General features: G+C 71.9%; 13 protein-coding genes and 2 rRNA genes. 7 read left to right on the forward strand and 8 right to left on the reverse strand.

The window, feature by feature from the left end:
• Nucleotides 1-1831, forward strand: a 23S ribosomal RNA gene (locus ACA514_RS07500); the annotation flags it as partial.
• 154 nt (nucleotides 1832-1985) lie between these two features.
• Nucleotides 1986-2102, forward strand: a 5S ribosomal RNA gene (rrf, locus tag ACA514_RS07505).
• A 116-nt stretch (nucleotides 2103-2218) separates the two neighbouring features.
• Here the strand turns inward: rrf and ACA514_RS07510 are convergent.
• Nucleotides 2219-2524, reverse strand: a complete 306-nt coding sequence (locus tag ACA514_RS07510) for a YciI family protein (protein ID WP_375040290.1) — start codon at nucleotides 2522-2524, stop codon at nucleotides 2219-2221.
• A 21-nt stretch (nucleotides 2525-2545) separates the two neighbouring features.
• A complete protein-coding gene (locus ACA514_RS07515) occupies nucleotides 2546-3157 on the reverse strand; it encodes a TetR/AcrR family transcriptional regulator (protein ID WP_375040291.1) in 612 nt (203 codons plus the stop codon).
• A 97-nt stretch (nucleotides 3158-3254) separates the two neighbouring features.
• Here ACA514_RS07515 and ACA514_RS07520 point away from each other — a divergent pair, with 97 nt between their 5' ends.
• The 5 genes from ACA514_RS07520 (at nucleotide 3255) to ACA514_RS07540 (ending at nucleotide 10095) form a co-directional block, all read left to right on the forward strand.
• Nucleotides 3255-5039 carry an acyclic terpene utilization AtuA family protein gene (locus ACA514_RS07520; protein WP_375040292.1) on the forward strand — a complete coding sequence of 595 codons (1785 nt, stop codon included), beginning with the start codon at nucleotides 3255-3257 and terminating at the stop codon, nucleotides 5037-5039.
• Between the two features lie 56 nt (nucleotides 5040-5095).
• Nucleotides 5096-6628: an acyl-CoA carboxylase subunit beta gene (locus tag ACA514_RS07525; RefSeq protein WP_375040686.1), complete on the forward strand. Its 1533-nt coding sequence runs from the start codon at nucleotides 5096-5098 to the stop codon at nucleotides 6626-6628.
• Between the two features lie 4 nt (nucleotides 6629-6632).
• On the forward strand, nucleotides 6633-8633 hold the full coding sequence (locus ACA514_RS07530; RefSeq protein WP_375040293.1) for an acetyl/propionyl/methylcrotonyl-CoA carboxylase subunit alpha: 2001 nt from the start codon (nucleotides 6633-6635) through the stop codon (nucleotides 8631-8633).
• Nucleotides 8630-9784, forward strand: coding sequence for an acyl-CoA dehydrogenase family protein (locus ACA514_RS07535; protein WP_375040294.1), 1155 nt, complete (start codon nucleotides 8630-8632; stop codon nucleotides 9782-9784). The genes ACA514_RS07530 and ACA514_RS07535 overlap by 4 nt, the downstream gene beginning before the upstream one ends.
• A gap of 116 nt (nucleotides 9785-9900) precedes the next feature.
• On the forward strand, nucleotides 9901-10095 hold the full coding sequence (locus ACA514_RS07540; protein WP_375040295.1) for a hypothetical protein: 195 nt from the start codon (nucleotides 9901-9903) through the stop codon (nucleotides 10093-10095).
• Nucleotides 10096-10206: 111 nt separating this feature from the next.
• Here the strand turns inward: ACA514_RS07540 and ACA514_RS07545 are convergent, their stop codons facing one another.
• From ACA514_RS07545 to ACA514_RS07570, 6 genes are all read right to left on the reverse strand, one after another.
• Nucleotides 10207-10749, reverse strand: a complete 543-nt coding sequence (locus ACA514_RS07545; protein WP_375040296.1) for an AAA family ATPase — start codon at nucleotides 10747-10749, stop codon at nucleotides 10207-10209.
• A gap of 20 nt (nucleotides 10750-10769) precedes the next feature.
• Entirely contained in the window at nucleotides 10770-11837 is a 1068-nt protein-coding gene (locus tag ACA514_RS07550) for an enolase C-terminal domain-like protein (protein ID WP_375040297.1), read from the reverse strand.
• Nucleotides 11838-11918: 81 nt separating this feature from the next.
• Nucleotides 11919-12365 (reverse strand): hypothetical protein, encoded by a 447-nt coding sequence (locus ACA514_RS07555; RefSeq protein WP_375040298.1) that lies wholly within the window; start codon nucleotides 12363-12365, stop codon nucleotides 11919-11921.
• 85 nt (nucleotides 12366-12450) lie between these two features.
• Nucleotides 12451-13980, reverse strand: coding sequence for an LCP family protein (locus ACA514_RS07560; RefSeq protein WP_375040299.1), 1530 nt, complete (start codon nucleotides 13978-13980; stop codon nucleotides 12451-12453).
• A 110-nt stretch (nucleotides 13981-14090) separates the two neighbouring features.
• Entirely contained in the window at nucleotides 14091-15401 is a 1311-nt protein-coding gene (locus ACA514_RS07565; protein ID WP_375040300.1) for a hypothetical protein, read from the reverse strand.
• A gap of 191 nt (nucleotides 15402-15592) precedes the next feature.
• Nucleotides 15593-17029 (reverse strand): GuaB1 family IMP dehydrogenase-related protein, encoded by a 1437-nt coding sequence (locus ACA514_RS07570; RefSeq protein ID WP_375040301.1) that lies wholly within the window; start codon nucleotides 17027-17029, stop codon nucleotides 15593-15595.
• Nucleotides 17030-17204: the final 175 nt, after the last annotated feature.

A 17204-nucleotide genomic window follows, 5' to 3' on the forward strand; every position in this document is an offset into this window, starting at 1 on the left:
TGGGATGGGTAGGGGAGCGTCCTGCAGCCGGTGAAGCCGCCGAGTGATCGAGTGGTGGAGGCTGTGGGAGTGAGAATGCAGGCATGAGTAGCGAATGGAGAGTGAGAAACTCTCCCGCCGGATGACCAAGGGTTCCTGGGGCAGGCTAATCCGCCCAGGGTAAGTCGGGACCTAAGGCGAGGCCGACAGGCGTAGTCGATGGACAACGGGTTGATATTCCCGTACCCGCTGGTATGCGCCAACGCTGAATCCTCTGATGCTAACCACCCGAACCGCCTTGAGGACCTTCGGGTCTTCTTGGTTGGGGAGCGTGGGACCCGAGGGGGTAGTAGGTGAGTGATGGGGTGACGCAGGAGGGTAGCTCAGCCCAGGCGATGGTTGTCCTGGGGTAAGCATGTAGCCCGGTGTGCAGGTAAATCCGTGCGCCATTTAAGGGTGAGATGTGATGCCGAGCCGTTTTAGGTGAAGTGAGTGATCCCATGCTGTCGAGAAAAGCCTCTAGCGAGTGTACCGGCGGCCCGTACCCCAAACCGACTCAGGTGGTCAGGTAGAGAATACCGAGGCGATCGGGTGAACTGTGGTTAAGGAACTCGGCAAATTGCCCCCGTAACTTTGGGAGAAGGGGGACCAGGCCCGGTGAACATCCTTGCGATGGGAGCTGGGTGTGGTCGCAGAGGCCAGGGGGAAGCGACTGTTTACTAAAAACACAGGTCCGTGCGAAGTCGTAAGACGCTGTATACGGACTGACGCCTGCCCGGTGCCGGAACGTTAAGAGGACCGGTTAGATCCCTTTGGGGGTCGAAGCTGAGAATCTAAGCGCCGGTAAACGGCGGTGGTAACTATAACCATCCTAAGGTAGCGAAATTCCTTGTCGGGTAAGTTCCGACCTGCACGAATGGCGTAACGACTTCCCCGCTGTCTCAACCACAGGCCCGGTGAAATTGCAGTACGAGTAAAGATGCTCGTTTCGCGCAGCAGGACGGAAAGACCCCGGGACCTTCACTACAGCTTGGCATTGGCGTTTGGAACGGTTTGTGTAGGATAGGTGGGAGACGGTGAAGCTCGCACGCCAGTGTGGGTGGAGTCATTGGTGAAATACCACTCTGGTCGTTTTGAGCGTCTAACCCGCGCCCGTGTATCCGGGTGGGGGACAGTGCCTGGTGGGTAGTTTAACTGGGGCGGTTGCCTCCTAAAGAGTAACGGAGGCGCCCAAAGGTTCCCTCAGCCTGGTTGGCAATCAGGTGGCGAGTGCAAGGGCACAAGGGAGCTTGACTGTGAGACGGACGTGTCGAGCAGGTGCGAAAGCAGGGCCTAGTGATCCGGCATCTACGTGTGGAAGTGGTGTCGCTCAACGGCTAAAAGGTACCCCGGGGATAACAGGCTGATCTTCCCCAAGAGTCCATATCGACGGGATGGTTTGGCACCTCGATGTCGGCTCGTCGCATCCTGGGGCTGGAGTAGGTCCCAAGGGTTGGGCTGTTCGCCCATTAAAGCGGCACGCGAGCTGGGTTTAGAACGTCGCGAGACAGTTCGGTCCCTATCCGCTGCGCGCGTAGGAGAATTGAGAGGGTCTGTCCCTAGTACGAGAGGACCGGGACGGACGAACCTCTGGTGTGCCAGTTGTCCCGCCAGGGGCACGGCTGGTTGGCTACGTTCGGTCGGGATAACCGCTGAAAGCATCTAAGCGGGAAGCCTTCCTCGAGATGAGTTCTCCCTCCCCATCTTTGGTGGGGGTAAGGCTCCCAGTAGACGACTGGGTTGATAGGCCGGTGATGGAAGCGCGGTAACGTGTGGAGTCGACCGGTACTAATAGGCCGAGTGGCTTGAACACACGACACGTTCAAGGCAAGTCGCTGTGTGGTGTTCGCGTCCCTGTGTGGTTCCCAGGAAACAACTGGGCAACCCGTTTGTTATAAGTGAAGATTCTCGAGCCGGCTGCTCGGGACGTCGAGTTTGCCCACCCGATTCGGGTGGTGCGTGAGGCGTTCGGTGGTTATGGCGGAGGGGAAACACCCGGTCCCATTCCGAACCCGGAAGTTAAGCCCTTCAGCGCCGATGGTACTGCATGGGAGACTGTGTGGGAGAGTAGGACACCGCCGGACATTTTTTAGGAAGGCCCCGCCGATTCGGCGGGGCCTTCCGCATTTCCGGGTCTTTGATGGCGGCCATGACCGGGCCTGCTACCAGGTGGGGCAGTTGTTCCGGGATGGTTCGCCGGTCACGGGGCGTCCGGTGCCAGAAGGTCCGCGAGATCGGGGCGGATGCGGCCGGGGACGATCGTGGTGATGGTGTAGCGGCCGACGTCGGCGTGCACGAACGGGTCCTCGGCGGCGATCTTCTCGGCGGTGGCGCGGTCGACGCCCGCGGCGATGATGAGGCCGCCCTGCTCGGACTGGACCGTCTGCCCGGAGACCAGGAAGGTGCCGGCGGCGTGATACCGGTCGAGGAACGCCACGTGATCCTTGATGTGGGGCTCGGCCGCCTGCTCCGACTTCGTGTACTCCAACCTCAGCAGATGCAGCATTCCTGTCCTTGTGGTCTCGGGTCAGCGGGAGGCGAGGGCCATGTCGAGGGTCGTCGCCCACTGGCGGAGCAGGCGGGTGCGGCGTGCGGAGTCGTCGGTGAGCAGGTCGGCGAGGCCGAGGCCGCGGACGAGGTCGAGGGTCGCCTGGACGGTCTCGCGGACGCCGGGCACCGACTCGTCCGCGCCGAGCGCCTCGACGGTGAGGCGGTGCGCCTCGCGGCCGACGCGGGCCTCGAGCGGGAGGACCTGGGCGCGCAGCTGCTCGTCGGAGCTGGCGGCGACCCAGAGCTGGAGGGCGGCCCGGAACAGCGGGGTGGTGTACATCTCGCCGAGCAGCGTCACGACCTCCAGCGTGGACGGGCGGTGGTCGGCGAGGGCGTCCAGCCGGTCGCGCATCCGGTCCATGCGCACCTCGGCGCCGTACTCGACGGCGGCCGTGACGAGTTCCTCCCGGGTCCTGAAGTGGTGCTGGGCGGCGCCGCGGGAGACGCCGGCGCGCTCGGCGACGACGGCGACGGTGGTGCGGGCCCAGCCCATGGACGCCAGGCAGTCGACGGCCGCCTCCAGGAGCCGCTGCCGGGTCGCCCGGCTGCGGTCCTGCTGCGGTTCGCGGGGAACGGCCTGCGTCGTCATCGTGTCCTCGGGTCGGTGAGACGTCCAGTCAAACAGACCGATCCAGGAACAATCAAGCACGATTGATTTTTTCGGGGCGGGCTGGCAGGGTTCAGGCATGAGCCAACCGCTGCGGGTCGGCAACGCCTCCGGCTTCTACGGCGACCGCTTCTCGGCCGTCCGGGAGATGCTGGAGGGCGGGCCGCTCGACGTCCTCACCGGTGACTATCTCGCCGAGCTGACGATGCTGATCCTGGGCCGGGGCAGGCTGAAGGACCCCGGTGCCGGGTACGCCGCCACGTTCCTGCGGCAGATGGAGGAGTCGCTCGGGCTCGCCGCCGAGCGCGGCGTCAGGATCGTCACCAATGCCGGCGGGCTGAACCCGCGCGGGCTGGCCGAGCGGCTGCGCGAACTGGCCGGACGGCTCGGCGTCGAGGTGCGGATCGCCCACGTTGAGGGCGACGACCTGCTGTCCAGGGCCGGTGAGCTGGGGTTCTCGGATGCGCGGTACGGCGACCCGCTGACCGCGAACGCCTATCTGGGTGCGTGGGGCATCGCCGAATGCCTGCGGGCCGGCGTGGACGTCGTGGTCACCGGGCGGGTGACGGACGCGTCGCTGGTCGTCGGCCCGGCCGCGGCGCACTTCGGCTGGGCGCGCGACGACTGGGACGCGCTGGCCGGCGCGACGGCCGCCGGGCACGTCCTGGAGTGCGGCGCGCAGGCGACCGGCGGCAACTACGCGTTCTTCGAAGAAATCTACAATGTAAAGCCGCTGGGCTTTCCGCTCGCCGAGATCCACCCCGACGGCTCCAGCGTGATCACCAAGCATCCCGGCACGGGCGGCGCCGTGACCGTCGAGACCGTCACCGCGCAGCTGCTCTACGAGATCGGCGCGCCCGCCTACGCCGGCCCGGACGTGATCACCCGCTTCGACACCGTCCAGCTGGCGCAGGAGGGGCCCGACCGGGTGCGGATCAGCGGGGTCGGGGGCTCGCCGCCGCCCGCCACGATGAAGGTGTGCCTGAACCATCTCGGCGGCCACCGCAATGAGATGACGTTCGTCCTCACCGGGCTCGGGATCGAGGCCAAGGCCGCGTTCGCGCGCGCCCAGATGGAGGCCGCGTTCGGTGACGCGCCGCCCGCCCGCGTCGAATGGACGCTCGTCGGCGGCGCCAAGCCCGATCCCGCCACGCAGGGCGAGGCGACGGCGCTGCTGAGGTGCGCCGTCCTCGACCCGGACCCGGAGAAAGTCGGCCGGGCTTTCAGCGGCGCGGTCGTGGAGCTGGCGCTTGCCGGATACCCCGGGTTCACGATGACGTCGCCGCCCGGCAAGGGCAGCCCGTACGGGGTGTACAAGCCGGCGTTCGTCCCCAACGGGGAAGTCGAGCACGTCGCCGTCCTGCCGGACGGGAAGCGGGTGCCGATCCCCGCCGCCTCGGTCTCCGCCGCGCCGGACGTCGCCGTTCCATCGCCTGCGCGACAGCCCCCGCCCGCCTGCGAGGTCGGGGAGACGGTGCGGGTTCCGTTGGGGAGCGTCGCGGGAGCGCGGAGCGGGGACAAGGGCGGGGACGCCAACATCGGCGTCTGGGCCCGGACGGACGCGCAATGGCGGTGGCTGGAGCCCTTCCTCACCGTCGAGCGGCTGAACGAGCTGCTGCCCGAGACCCGCGACCACCGCGTCCACCGCCATCTCCTGCCGAACCTGCGGGCGGTCAACTTCGTCATCGAAGGGCTGCTGCAGGAGGGCGTGTCCGCGTCGACCCGGTTCGACCCGCAGGGCAAGGCGCTGGGGGAGTGGCTGCGGTCCCGCCTCGTGGACGTCCCCGCGTCCGTTCTCGGCCAGCAAGACCAGGCCCGAGCCCGGGCCCCGGAGAGCACCCAGAAACCGGAGGGAGTCCGTTGACGCTCAAGAGCACGCTCGATACCGGCGGCCCGGAGTACCGGGAGCGGCGCGCGGCCATGCTGGAGAAGCTGGCCGCGCTGGACGCCGAGCACGCCAGGGCGCTGGAGGGAGGCGGCGAGAAGTACGTCACCCGGCATCGCAAGCGCGGAAAGCTGCTCGCCCGTGAACGCATCGAGCTGCTGCTCGACCCCGACTCACCGTTCCTGGAGCTGAGCCCCCTCGCCGCGTGGGGCAGCGACTTCCCGGTCGGTGCGAGCGTCGTCACCGGCATCGGCGTCGTCGAGGGCGTCGAGTGCATGATCGTCGCGAACGACCCGACGGTGCGCGGCGGGTCCAGCAACCCGTGGACGGTGAAGAAGAGCTTCCGGGCGTCCGACATCGCGCTGGAGAACCGGCTGCCCGTGATCAACCTGGTCGAGTCGGGCGGCGCGGACCTGCCGACGCAGAAGGAGATCTTCATCCCCGGCGGTCGGATGTTCCGGGACCTGACCCGGCTGTCGGCCGCGGGGATCCCGACGATCGCGCTGGTGTTCGGCAACTCCACCGCCGGCGGCGCGTACATCCCAGGCATGTGCGACCACGTCGTCATGGTCAAGGAGCGCGCGAAGGTGTTCCTGGGCGGTCCGCCGCTGGTGAAGATGGCGACGGGCGAGGAGGCCGACGACGAGGAACTCGGCGGTGCGGAGATGCACGCCCGCACGTCCGGCCTCGCCGACTACATGGCCGCGGACGAGGCGGACGCGCTGCGCATCGGCCGGCAGATCGTCAAGAACCTCAACCACCGCAAGCTCGGTCCGGCGCCCGGCCCGGTCCGCGAGCCGCTGTACGACGCGGAGGAGCTGGCCGGGATCGTCCCCGAGGACCTGAAGGTCCCGTTCGACCCCCGCGAGGTCATCGCCCGGATCGCCGACGGCTCGCAGTTCGACGAGTTCAAGCCGCTGTACGGGACGAGCCTGGTGACCGGCTGGACCCGCGTCCACGGCTACCCCGTCGGGGTCCTCGCCAACGCGCAGGGCGTGCTGTTCGGCGCGGAGGCGCAGAAGGCCGCCCAGTTCATCCAGCTCGCCAACCAGGCGGACACGCCGCTGCTGTTCCTGCACAACACCACCGGCTACATGGTCGGCAAGGAGTACGAGCAGGCCGGCATCATCAAGCACGGCGCCCTGATGATCAACGCGGTGGCGAACAGCAAGGTCCCGCACATCACCATCGTCATGGGCGCCTCGTACGGGGCGGGCAACTACGGCATGTGCGGCCGCGCGTACGACCCGCGGTTCCTGTTCACCTGGCCGAGCGCGAAGTCGGCGGTGATGGGGCCGCAGCAGCTCGCGGGCGTGCTGTCGATCGTGGCGCGGCAGGCGGCGGAGGCCCGCGGCCAGGCCTACGACGAGGAGCAGGACCGCGCGATGCGCGAGCTGGTCGAGGCGCAGATCGAGGCGGAGTCGCTGCCGTTCTTCCTGTCCGGCCGGCTCTACGACGACGGGGTGATCGACCCGCGCGACACCCGCACCGTCCTCGGCCTGTGCCTGTCCGTTGTCCACAACGCGCCCGTGCGCGGAGCCGACGGCTTCGGCGTCTTCCGGATGTGAGCTGATGATCAAGACAGTGCTGGTCGCCAACCGCGGCGAGATCGCCCGCCGCGTCTTCCGGGCCTGCCGGGACCTCGGCATCGGGACCGTGGCCGTCCACTCCGCCCCCGACACCGGCGCCCCCTATGTCCGGGAGGCGGACGTGGCGGTGCGGCTGCCCGGCGCGTCCCCCGCCGAGACCTACCTCGCGGCCGGGAAGGTGGTGGACGCGGCGCGCCGCGCCGGCGCCGACGCGATCCACCCCGGGTACGGGTTCCTGTCGGAGAACGCCGCGTTCGCGCGGGCCGTCATCGACGCGGGCCTGACCTGGATCGGGCCGCCGCCCGCCGCGATCGCCGCGATGGGATCGAAGATCGAGGCGAAGAAGCTGATGGCGGCGGCCGGGGTCCCGGTCCTGCCGGAACTGGACCCCGCGCGGGTCACCGCCGCGGATCTGCCGCTGCTGGTGAAGGCGTCCGCGGGCGGCGGCGGGCGCGGCATGCGGATCGTCCGGGCCCTGGACGAGCTGCCGGACGCCGTCGCCGGCGCCCGCCGCGAGGCCGAGTCGGCGTTCGGCGACCCGACCGTGTTCTGCGAGCCGCTGCTGGAGAACGCCCGCCACATCGAGGTGCAGATCATCGCGGACGCGCACGGCGGCGTCCGGGCGCTCGGCGAACGCGAATGCTCCATCCAGCGCCGCCACCAGAAGATCGTCGAGGAGGCGCCGTCGCCCGCGGTCGCCGACGAGCTGCGCGGCGCGCTGTGCGAGGCGGCGGAGAACGCGGCCCGCGCCATCGAGTACGTGGGCGCCGGGACGGTCGAGTTCATGCTCGCGCCGGACGGCCGGTTCTCCTTCCTGGAGGTCAACACCCGCCTCCAGGTCGAGCACCCCGTCACCGAATGCGTGTACGGGGTGGACCTCGTCCGCATGCAGATCGAGTGCGCCGAAGGCGCCCCGCTCACCGGCAACGACCTGGAGCCGCGCGGCCACGCCATCGAGGTCCGCCTGTACGCCGAGGATCCGGCCAACGACTGGCGTCCCGCGAGCGGCACCCTGCACACCTTCGAGGTGCCGGGCGTGGACGCCGAGTTCGCCGTCCCCGCCGGCCACGGGGAGACAGACCAGGTCGTTCCCGCCCTCTACGGGCTGCGGCTCGACAGTGGTGTGGAGAGCGGAAGCGAGGTCGGCGTCCACTACGACCCGATGCTCGCCAAGGTGATCGCGTGGGGTCCGACCCGCGCGGCCGCCGCCCGCCGCCTGGCGGCGGCGCTGCGCGGCGCCCGCGTCCACGGCCTCACCACCAACCGGGACCTGCTGGTGCGGATCCTGGAGGAGCCGGCGTTCCTGGCCGGCGACACCGACACCGGCTACCTCGACCGGATCGGCCTGGACGTCCTCGCCGCGCCGCTCGCCGGCGAGGAGACCGTCGCGGTGTCCGCGCTGGCCGCCGCGCTCGCCGCCGCCACGCGGGAGCGGGCGTCCGCCGGGGTGCTCGGCGGGCTGCCGTCCGGGTGGCGCAACGTCCGCTCGCAGCCGCAGCGCCGGTCGTTCGACGGCCCGCACGGCACGGTCGACGTCGACTACCGCCTGGGCCGCGACGGCCTGGTCAGCGAGCTGTGCCCGGGCACGGCACTGGTGAGCGCCGAGCCGGGCCGGGTCGTCCTCGACCGGGACGGGCTGCGCGAGACCTTCACGGTCGCGACCGCCGGGGACGCGGTGTTCGTCGACTCGCGGCTCGGCCCCGTCGCGCTGCGGGCCGTGCCCCGCTTCACCGACCCGAGCACGCAGGTCGCCCCCGGTTCCCTGCTCGCCCCCATGCCCGGGACGGTCGTGCGGGTCGAGACCGAACCCGGCGCGGCCGTCGCCGAGGGTCAGACCCTCGTCGTCCTGGAGGCGATGAAGATGGAGCACCGCATCGCCGCCCCGGCCGGCGGGACCGTCGCCGAGCTGAACGTGGAGGCCGGGCGGCAGGTCGAGTCCGGCGCCGTCCTCGCCGTCATCTTCGTGGAAGGAACCCCCGAATGAGCTTCGTCGAGACCGAGGAACGGCGGGCGCTGCGCGCCGCCGTCGCCGAGTTGGGCGCCAAGTACGGCGCCTCGTACTACGTCGAGAAGGCCAAGGCGGGCCAGAAGACCGACGAGCTGTGGGCCGAGGCCGGACGGCTCGGCTACCTCGGCGTCAACGTGCCCGAGGAGTACGGCGGCGGAGGCGGCGGCATCGGCGACCTCGCCGCCGTGTGCGAGGAGCTGGCCGCGGCCGGCTGCCCGCTGCTGCTGATGGTGGTCTCCCCGGCGATCTGCGCGACGATCATCGCGCGGTCCGGCACCGAGGCGCAGCGCAAGCACTGGCTGCCGCGGTTCGCCGACGGATCGGTGAAGATGGCGTTCGCGATCACCGAGCCGGACGCCGGGTCCAACGCGCACCGCATCACCACCACCGCGCGCCGCGACGGCGACGGCTGGGTCCTGAACGGGCAGAAGACGTTCATCTCCGGTGTGGACGAGGCCGACGCGGTCCTGTTCGTCAGCCGCACCGAGGACCAGAAGGGCAACCTGCGGCCGTCGCTGTTCATCGTCCCGACCGGCACCGACGGCTTCACCCACACCCCGATCGACATGGAGATCGTGTCGCCGGAGAAGCAGTTCATCTGCCACCTCGACGACGTCCGGCTGCCCTACGACGCCCTCGTCGGCGACGAGGACGGCGGCCTGCTGCAACTGTTCGCCGGCCTCAACCCCGAGCGGATCATGGCGGCGGCGATGGGCGCCGGGATCGGCCGGCTCGCGCTCGGCAAGGCGGTCTCCTACGCCAAGGACCGGCAGGTCTTCAAGACGCCGATCGGCGCGCACCAGGGCCTGGCGCACCCGCTCGCCGCCGCCAAGATCGAGCTGGAGCTGGCCCGGCTGATGGGGCAGAAGGCCGCCTGGCTGTACGACGAGGGCGACGACATGGGCGCCGGCGAGGCCGCGAACATGGCGAAGTACGCGACCGCCGAGGCCGCGATCCACTGCGTCGACCAGGCCATCCAGACCCACGGCGGCAACGGCCTCACCACCGAGTACGGCGTCGGGATGCTGGCCGGGGTCGTCCGGCTGATGCGGATCGCCCCGGTCAGCCGGGAGATGATCCTCAACTTCGTCGCGCAGCACTCGCTCGGCCTGCCCAAGTCGTACTGACCCGGCGGCCGGCCGCGGCACACTTTACCCACTTATGGTGATAGGCGAGTTACAGGGCGTCACGATCCGGGGACCAACGCGAGGCGACCGCCGCATAACGAACGAAAGGGATGATCATGCGGAAGCTTCTCTCGGCTCTGATCCTGACCGCCGCCGCGTTCCTCGCCGGCTTCTTCGGCCTCACCTCGGCCGCGTCGGCCACCACCGCGTCCGCCACGTCCGCCGCCGCGCCGATGACGGTCGCCGGCGGCTGCCACCACTGCTGCGGTGACAACGACAACACCAACATCAATATCAACCTGAACGACTGAGGCCGGGCCGCGTCCGCCCGCCCGCCCGTCCAGGGCGCGGCGGCCGCGGCCGGACCTCCCGGCGGGGACCGCGCGGTCCCCGCCGGACCGGCCCGCCACCCGGGCGGCGCGTCAGGGGAGCAGCGCGTCCAGTTGCGACTCCAGCGACCGCGGCGCCGTCAGGCGGTTGTCGACCTCCGTGTGCGGCACGGGCGGCGGCTCCGCCGGGCGCATCCGGGCGACGAACGCCTCGAACCCGGCGAGCTTCCCGGTGTCACGGGGCAGGCCGCGCCGCTCCAGGCGGGACCGGAGCGTGGCGGCGTCGGTGCGGATCCACAGCAGCCGCACCCGCGGGCCGCCGAGCGCGTCCACCCATTCCGCCCAGCGGGCGGGGGAGCGGATCTGCCCGGTGAACGGCGCGCTCAGCAGCACCGGGCACCCGTGGCCGCGGACCTCCCGCGCCGCCGCGGTGAGCCCGGCGTACTCGTGCCGCTTGACGTGCTCGTCGTACCAGGGGCCCTCGCGCTCGCCCGGGTCGCGCCCGTGCGCCGCGAGCGTCGCCGCGACGAACGAGCCGAACAGCGTGTCCTTGTCCAGCAGCGCCGGGACGGGGCGCAGCCGCGCCAGCAGCAGGTCGCACACCGTCGACTTGCCGCCGCCCGGTGGGCCCGCCACGATCCAGACGGTCGCGGGCATCAGGCCGGCAGCCGCATCCGCCGGGTCGCCAGCCGCTCGATGCGCGCCTCGTCGATCTCGTGGCCGAGGCCCGGCTGGGTCAGCGGCACCCCGACGACCCCGCCGGACGAGCGGACGGGCGGCGTCACGAACACCGGGCCGCCCGCCGGGTCCGAGACGTCGCTCGGCAGCGTGCAGCCGGGCAGCGCCGCCAGCGCCACCGCCGCCGCCTGGCCGATGCCGAACGCGCCGGCGCCGCTGCACCACACGTCCCAGCCCGCCGCGTACGCCCGGTCGTGGGCGCTGCGCGCCGCCGTCAGCCCGCCGAGCGTGTCCAGCCGCAGGTGCAGGGCGCGGCCCGCCTCCAGCGTGATCGCCGCGTCCAGGGTCTCCAGGTCGCCGACGGCCGGCGCGACCGCCGCGCCGATGCGCAGCTGGAGCCGGGCGTGCGCGGCGAGGTCGCCCGCGGCGAACGGCCGCTCGATCGCCACCGGCCCGTAGGCGTCCAGCGCCTCCAGCACCGTCAGGTGCTCCGGCGAGTCGGTGTAGGCGTGGCCGGCGTCCGCGACGAGCGCCAGCGCCGGGTAGGCCTCCCGCAGCGCCCGGACGGGCTCGATGTCCCAGCCCGGCCGGATCGCCAGGGTGACGCGGGTGTGGCCCGCGCCGACCGCCTGGTTGACGCGGCCCGGGACCGTGTCCAGCACCGGTTCGGGGGTGAGCCGGGCGCCGGTGACGATGGACGTCCGCGTCCCGCCGAGCGCGTGCGCCAGCGGCAGGCCCCGCTCCCGGCACCACAGGTCCCAGCACGCGACGTCGATCGCCGCGGCCGCCTCGTTCGCGCCGAGGTCGGCGGCGGCGGACACGTCCTCGGGACGGTCCCAGTCCAGCCCGATCAGCGCCGGCGCCATCCGCGTCTCGATGTCGGCCCAGCCGGGGCCGGGGTTCGCGGTGCCGGTCGGGACGGCCATCTCGCCCCAGCCCGCCGCGCCGTCGCCGCCGTGCAGCCGCACGAGAATGCTCTCCGGCCGCCGCCCGCGCGGCATCGCGACACGGAAGGCGTCGCAGCCAAGGATCCGGGGCACCCGCATCCGCCCTCTCGTGGTCGGCAGTGTTCTCCCCTCAATGATCCCCCCTCCCGGGACCTGCCAGAACACCGGCGGGCCGGAAGGTCATCGGCGGCCCCGCCGGAAGGGGCGCAGGGGGCGCCGGTCGTAGCCGCCGTCCGCGAGGCCCGCAAGCCGCTCGAACGGGTTGAAGGACGCCCAGTCGCCGCACAGCGCCATCGACACGCCGGCGCACGCGAGGTAAAGCGGGATCATGACGATGCCGAGGCACCACGCGTACTGGGTGGAATGGCGGGCCTCGTGCCGCAGCAGCCGCGGCCGAGCCAGGAGATCCGCCGCGTCACCGCGGAGGAGGATCACGTTGCCCACGGTGAACGCCGACGCCACCGGCACCGGTGGCCGGTAGCCGCCCGCCACCAGCAGGCCGTCCCCAGCGCCGCGCAGGCGTGGGCCATCGGAGCGGCGCGTCGCCGTCACCGCCAGCAGCAGGCCGAGCGCCGTCGACAGGTTCAGCGCGTTGACGACCAGGCGGACACGGTACGCGGACTTCACCCCGCCAGTGTCCCGTCGCGGGCCACTGCCGCGCGACTCCCGCGCTACCGGAACCGGGCCGCCGCGGGCCGGCCTCAGCGGGGGATCAGGACGGGCAGGTCGCCGCGAGGGACGTCGGCTTGCTCTCCGCCGAGGGGGAGCCGGACGGGCTCGGCGAGCCGCCGGGAGACGCGCCGGGGCTCGGCGTCGCGGTCGCCGAGCCGTTCGCGGCGAGGCTGGACGAGCCGCTCGGGCTGGGCGAGGCGGACGGGTTCGGCGAGGTGGTCGCCTGCGCCTGCTCCGGGCTGACGGCCTTGGCCGCGAGCCTGCGGATCAGCGCGAAGTCCGGGTTCCCGCTGTTGATCAGCGGCGGGACGAACTGCAGGCTGTTGATCTGCGCGCCGTCCTTGACCTTCCCGGACAGCTTGATCAGCGCGGGCAGCAGCTCCTGCGGCAGGTCGGTGGACAGCGTCCGCTTCGCCGCCGCGGCGAGCTTGTCGAAGCTGGTCAGCACGGTCTGCGGGTCGGCCTGCTGCGCGATCGCCCGCATCAGGCACTTCTGCCGGCCCATCCGCACGTAGTCGTCGCTGTCGGTGCGCGAGCGCCCGTACCAGAGCGCCTCCTTGCCCTTCAGCGTCCGGTAGCCGGGCTGCAGCACCTGGCCCTCCAGCCCGTACGGGATGGGCTGGGTGACCTTCATCTTCACGCCGCCCATCGCGTCCACGATGTCGGCGAAGCCGAACATGTCGACCAGGATGTAGTAGTCGACGCGCAGCCCGAGGACTCCGGCGATGGTGGCCTTCAGCAGTTCGGGGCCGCGGCGGTTCTTGGGCACGCCCGGGACCACGTCCGGATGGTTCTCGGCGTACTCGTACACCTCGTTCAGCAGCCCGGGGTTCTCGGGGCCGTCGCCGGTGAAGCCGTAGGGGAAGCGGTCGCGGGCCGGGCCGGGCGGCATCTGGAACCTCTCCAGGTTGCGCGGCAGGCTGAGCAGCACCGTGTCGCCGGTCTTGGTGTCGACGCTGGCGAGGGTCATGCTGTCGGTGCGCACGCCGGTCCGGTCGGCGGCGGCGTCGCCGCCGAGCAGCAGGACGTTCACCCGGGGCTGCCCGTCCCACGGGTCCGAGGTGTCGATGTGCCGGCCGTTCTGGCTGCCGGTGCGGAAGATGCTCGTCAGCGCGTCGCGGTACACGTAGGTGCTGTGCGCGCCCCACGCGACGGGCACGGCGACGGCGAAGCACATCACCGCGACCGCGGCGGCGCCGAGCGTCCGCGCGCTGATCGACTGGCGGACGGGGCGCAGCACCAGGTAGGAGCGGATCACCACGGCGACCCACACGACGCCCAGCACGATGATGCCGCCCGCCAGGCCCTGCAGCTCGTCCGGCCGGACGGCGAGGTGGACGAGGCTGGAGCGGTACACGGTGACGGTGACCAGCACGGTCGCCGCGACCACGGCCCACAGGCCGAGCAGCAGCCCGCCGGCCAGCCGGCGGCCCGCGACCAGGTGCGCGACGCCCCAGACGAGCGCCGACGCCAGTGTCAGCGCGAGCGCGCGGAGCAGACCCTCCGCGCCGCCCGGGGAACGGTCCGCGTCCTCTTCCGGGGCGCGCCGGCCCGCCGATGGACTCGACATGTAACGCTCCGTCCCCCACCCATGGTGAATTAAGCCCGTGGCTCACATTATGGACGCGCAGAACCGGACAAAGGTTGCGTGGGAGTCGACCGCATGCGAGCTGGCGTCGATCAGTTGCAGCTCACGCTCAGGATAGGCAATCCGGCCGGAGCGCGTGCGGCCGGTACCGGGCGACCGGGCGCGACGGCGGCCAGGGCCCGCAGCGCGGGGTGGTCGGCGCGGCCCGCGAACGCCCTGCCCGGGGCGGGTCGCAGGCTCGTGATCTCGGCGTTCTCGATCTTGGCGGCGAGCGCGGCGAGCGGCGGGAGCAGCCGGCGGGGCAGGTCGGTGTTTACCGAATTGATGAGAACCCGGGCGAGCCGCTGGTAACGCTTCAGCATCGCCAATGGCTCAGCATCCCGAATATTTGCCCAAAAAGGGCATCCTTTCTTGGCAGTCACGGCCCCGGAAGGCGTTGCGGCGAGTTCACCGGCCCCCCGCGCGTCCACCTTCACGTAGTAGGGGACCTCCTGGCCGATCATGTGGGCGACCGTCCGCTTGAGCAGCTCGGCCCCCGGGTCGGGGACGCGCGCGCCGTCCCCGAGCAGCTCCGGGTGCGCGGCGCCCTCCCGGTAGACGGCGGCCAGGGGGCGTCCCGGCGGGAACGGCACCGGCCCCGCGCCCGACCACGCCGGGACGTGCCGCAGGTCGCCCGGCAGGCTCAGCAGCGTCGTGCCGCCGGTCCGGGTGTCGACCGCGGCCAGGGTGATGCCGGCGACGCGGGCCGGCTCCCGCGGGGGGCGGGGGGCGAAGCTGACGAGCAGCACGTTGAGGCGCGCGGTGCCCGGCCAGCGGGCCGCGTCCCCCGGCCGCGCGGCGGCCTGGACGGCGGCGGACGCCACCGGCGCGTCCTTGAAGACCGTCCGGATCAGGTCGCGCTGCACGTAGCCGTACTGGGCCAGGCTCAGCGGCGGCACGATCACCAGCAGGCACAGCACCGAGACGGTCGTGCCCCCGGCGAGCCGCCACAGCGGCGCGAGCCCGTCCGGTGCCAGGACCGCGTACGAATGGGCGATCAGCAGTGCCCACAGCCCCGCGAGGACGACGCAGGCCGCCACCAGCACCAGCAGCCAGGACGGCCGCACCGACAGTTCCAGGAACAGGGCCCGGTAACGGCCGCTGACGAGCGCCGCCGCGGTCAGCGCGGCCGCCTGCGCACCGAGCAGCGCCCCGCCCAGGCGAACCCGCCCGGCACGCAGATGCGCGATCCCCGGCAGGACCGGGGAGACGGCCGCGATCAGCAGGGCCTCACCCATCCGCAGGGGCGCCGCCGCTCCGGTGATCGGCCGCGCGCGCCCGCCCCGCGCGCCCCCGCCGGGCCCGTCGGGCCCGCCCGACCCGTCGGTTCCGCCTCGTGCGGCGGCCGGATCGTCCACGACCATGCTGCGCCCCCTCGGGGACGGCAGACCCCGCATCTCCCGTCCCGGGACAAGAGCGTGCAGGTCACGGCCTTGATCGTGAGGCGGATCCGGGGTCGTGTCCCGTAAATCCGGCGCCCTGTCACGGTCAGTATTGCCTCAGGGGAGGGCCCCGGGGCGCTCAGGGACGCGGCATGCAGCTCGGCGGCGGCCGGTCACCAGCTGGTGGACAGCGGCATGCCCTCGGCGTAGCCGGACGAGCTCTGGATCCCGACCGTCGCCCGCTCGTGGAACTCCTCCAGCGTGCGCGCGCCCGCGTAGGTGCACGAGCTGCGCAGCCCCGCCACGATCGAGTCGACCAGGTCCTCGACGCCGGGCCGCCGCGGGTCCAGGAACATCCGCGAGGTGGAGATGCCCTCCTCGAACAGCGCCTTGCGGGCCCGGTCGAACGGCGAGTCCTCGGCGGTGCGCAGCCGGACGGCCCGCGCCGAGGCCATGCCGAAGCTCTCCTTGTACATCCGGCCGTCGGCGGCGTGCTGCAGGTCGCCCGGCGACTCGAAGGTGCCGGCGAACCAGGAGCCCACCATCACGTTCGCCGCGCCGGCCGCGAGCGCGAGCGCGACGTCGCGCGGGTGCCGGACGCCGCCGTCCGCCCACACGTGCCGGCCGAGCCGGCGGGCCTCGGCGGCGCACTCCAGCACGGCGGAGAACTGCGGCCGCCCGACCCCGGTCATCATCCGAGTGGTGCACATCGCGCCCGGGCCCACGCCGACCTTCACGATGTCGGCGCCCGCCTCGATCAGGTCGCGGGTGCCCTCGGCGGTCACGACGTTGCCCGCCACGACCGGGACCGCCGGGTCCAGGCCGCGGACCGCGGCCAGCGCGCTGATCATCTTCTCCTGGTGGCCGTGCGCGGTGTCCACCACGAGCAGGTCGGCGCCCGCCTCCAGCAGCGCCTTCGCCTTGCCCGCGACGTCCCCGTTCACGCCGACGGCGGCGCCGATGCGCAGCCGCCCCGCCGCGTCGACGGCGGGCTTGTAGAGCGTGGCGCGCAGCGCGCCGGTCCGGGTGAGCACGCCGGTGAGCCGGCCCTCGCCGTCCACCACGGGCGCGAGCCGGTGCCCGCGCTCGTGCAGCCGGTTGAACGCCTCGCGCGGGTCGACGCCGTGCGGCAGCGTCACCAGGTCGCGCGACATGATGTCGCGCAGCTGCGCGAACCGGTCGACGCTCTGGCAGTCGGCCTCGGTGACGACGCCGACGGGCCGGTCGTCCTCCACCACGATCACGGCGCCGTGCGCGCGCTTGGGCAGCAGCGCCAGCGCCTCGCCCGCGGTGCTGCCCGGGTCCAGCCGGATGGCGGTGTCCACGACCAGGTCGCGGCCCTTCACCCAGCCGATGACCTCCGAGACGACCTCGACCGGGATGTCCTGCGGGATCACCGCGACGCCGCCCCGCCGGGCGATCGTCTCGGCCATCCGGCGGCCGGACACCGCCGTCATGTTCGCCACGACCAGCGGCACGGTCGTCCCGCTGCCGTCGACCGTGGACAGGTCCACCTCCAGGCGGGACCCCACCGCGGAGCGGCGCGGGACCATGAAGACGTCGTTGTAGGTGAGATCGTGAGCGGAGCGCTCACCGGTCAGCAGGTGCACGGCTGTACTACACACCAATCGCGGATCAGAGTGGCTGGGCCACCGTACATTGTGATCCATACCCGCCGGTGCTCCGGCCAAGCGCTCGCCCGAAGCCCTCCGGCGCCATGCCCGGGGCCGCCCCGGCCCCGTGACCGGGGGTGATGATGGTGTGTCCCCGGGGATCGCCCGGGTG

The organism is Actinomadura sp. NTSP31 (assembly GCF_041951385.1).
Lineage (GTDB): Bacteria > Actinomycetota > Actinomycetes > Streptosporangiales > Streptosporangiaceae > Spirillospora > Spirillospora napierensis.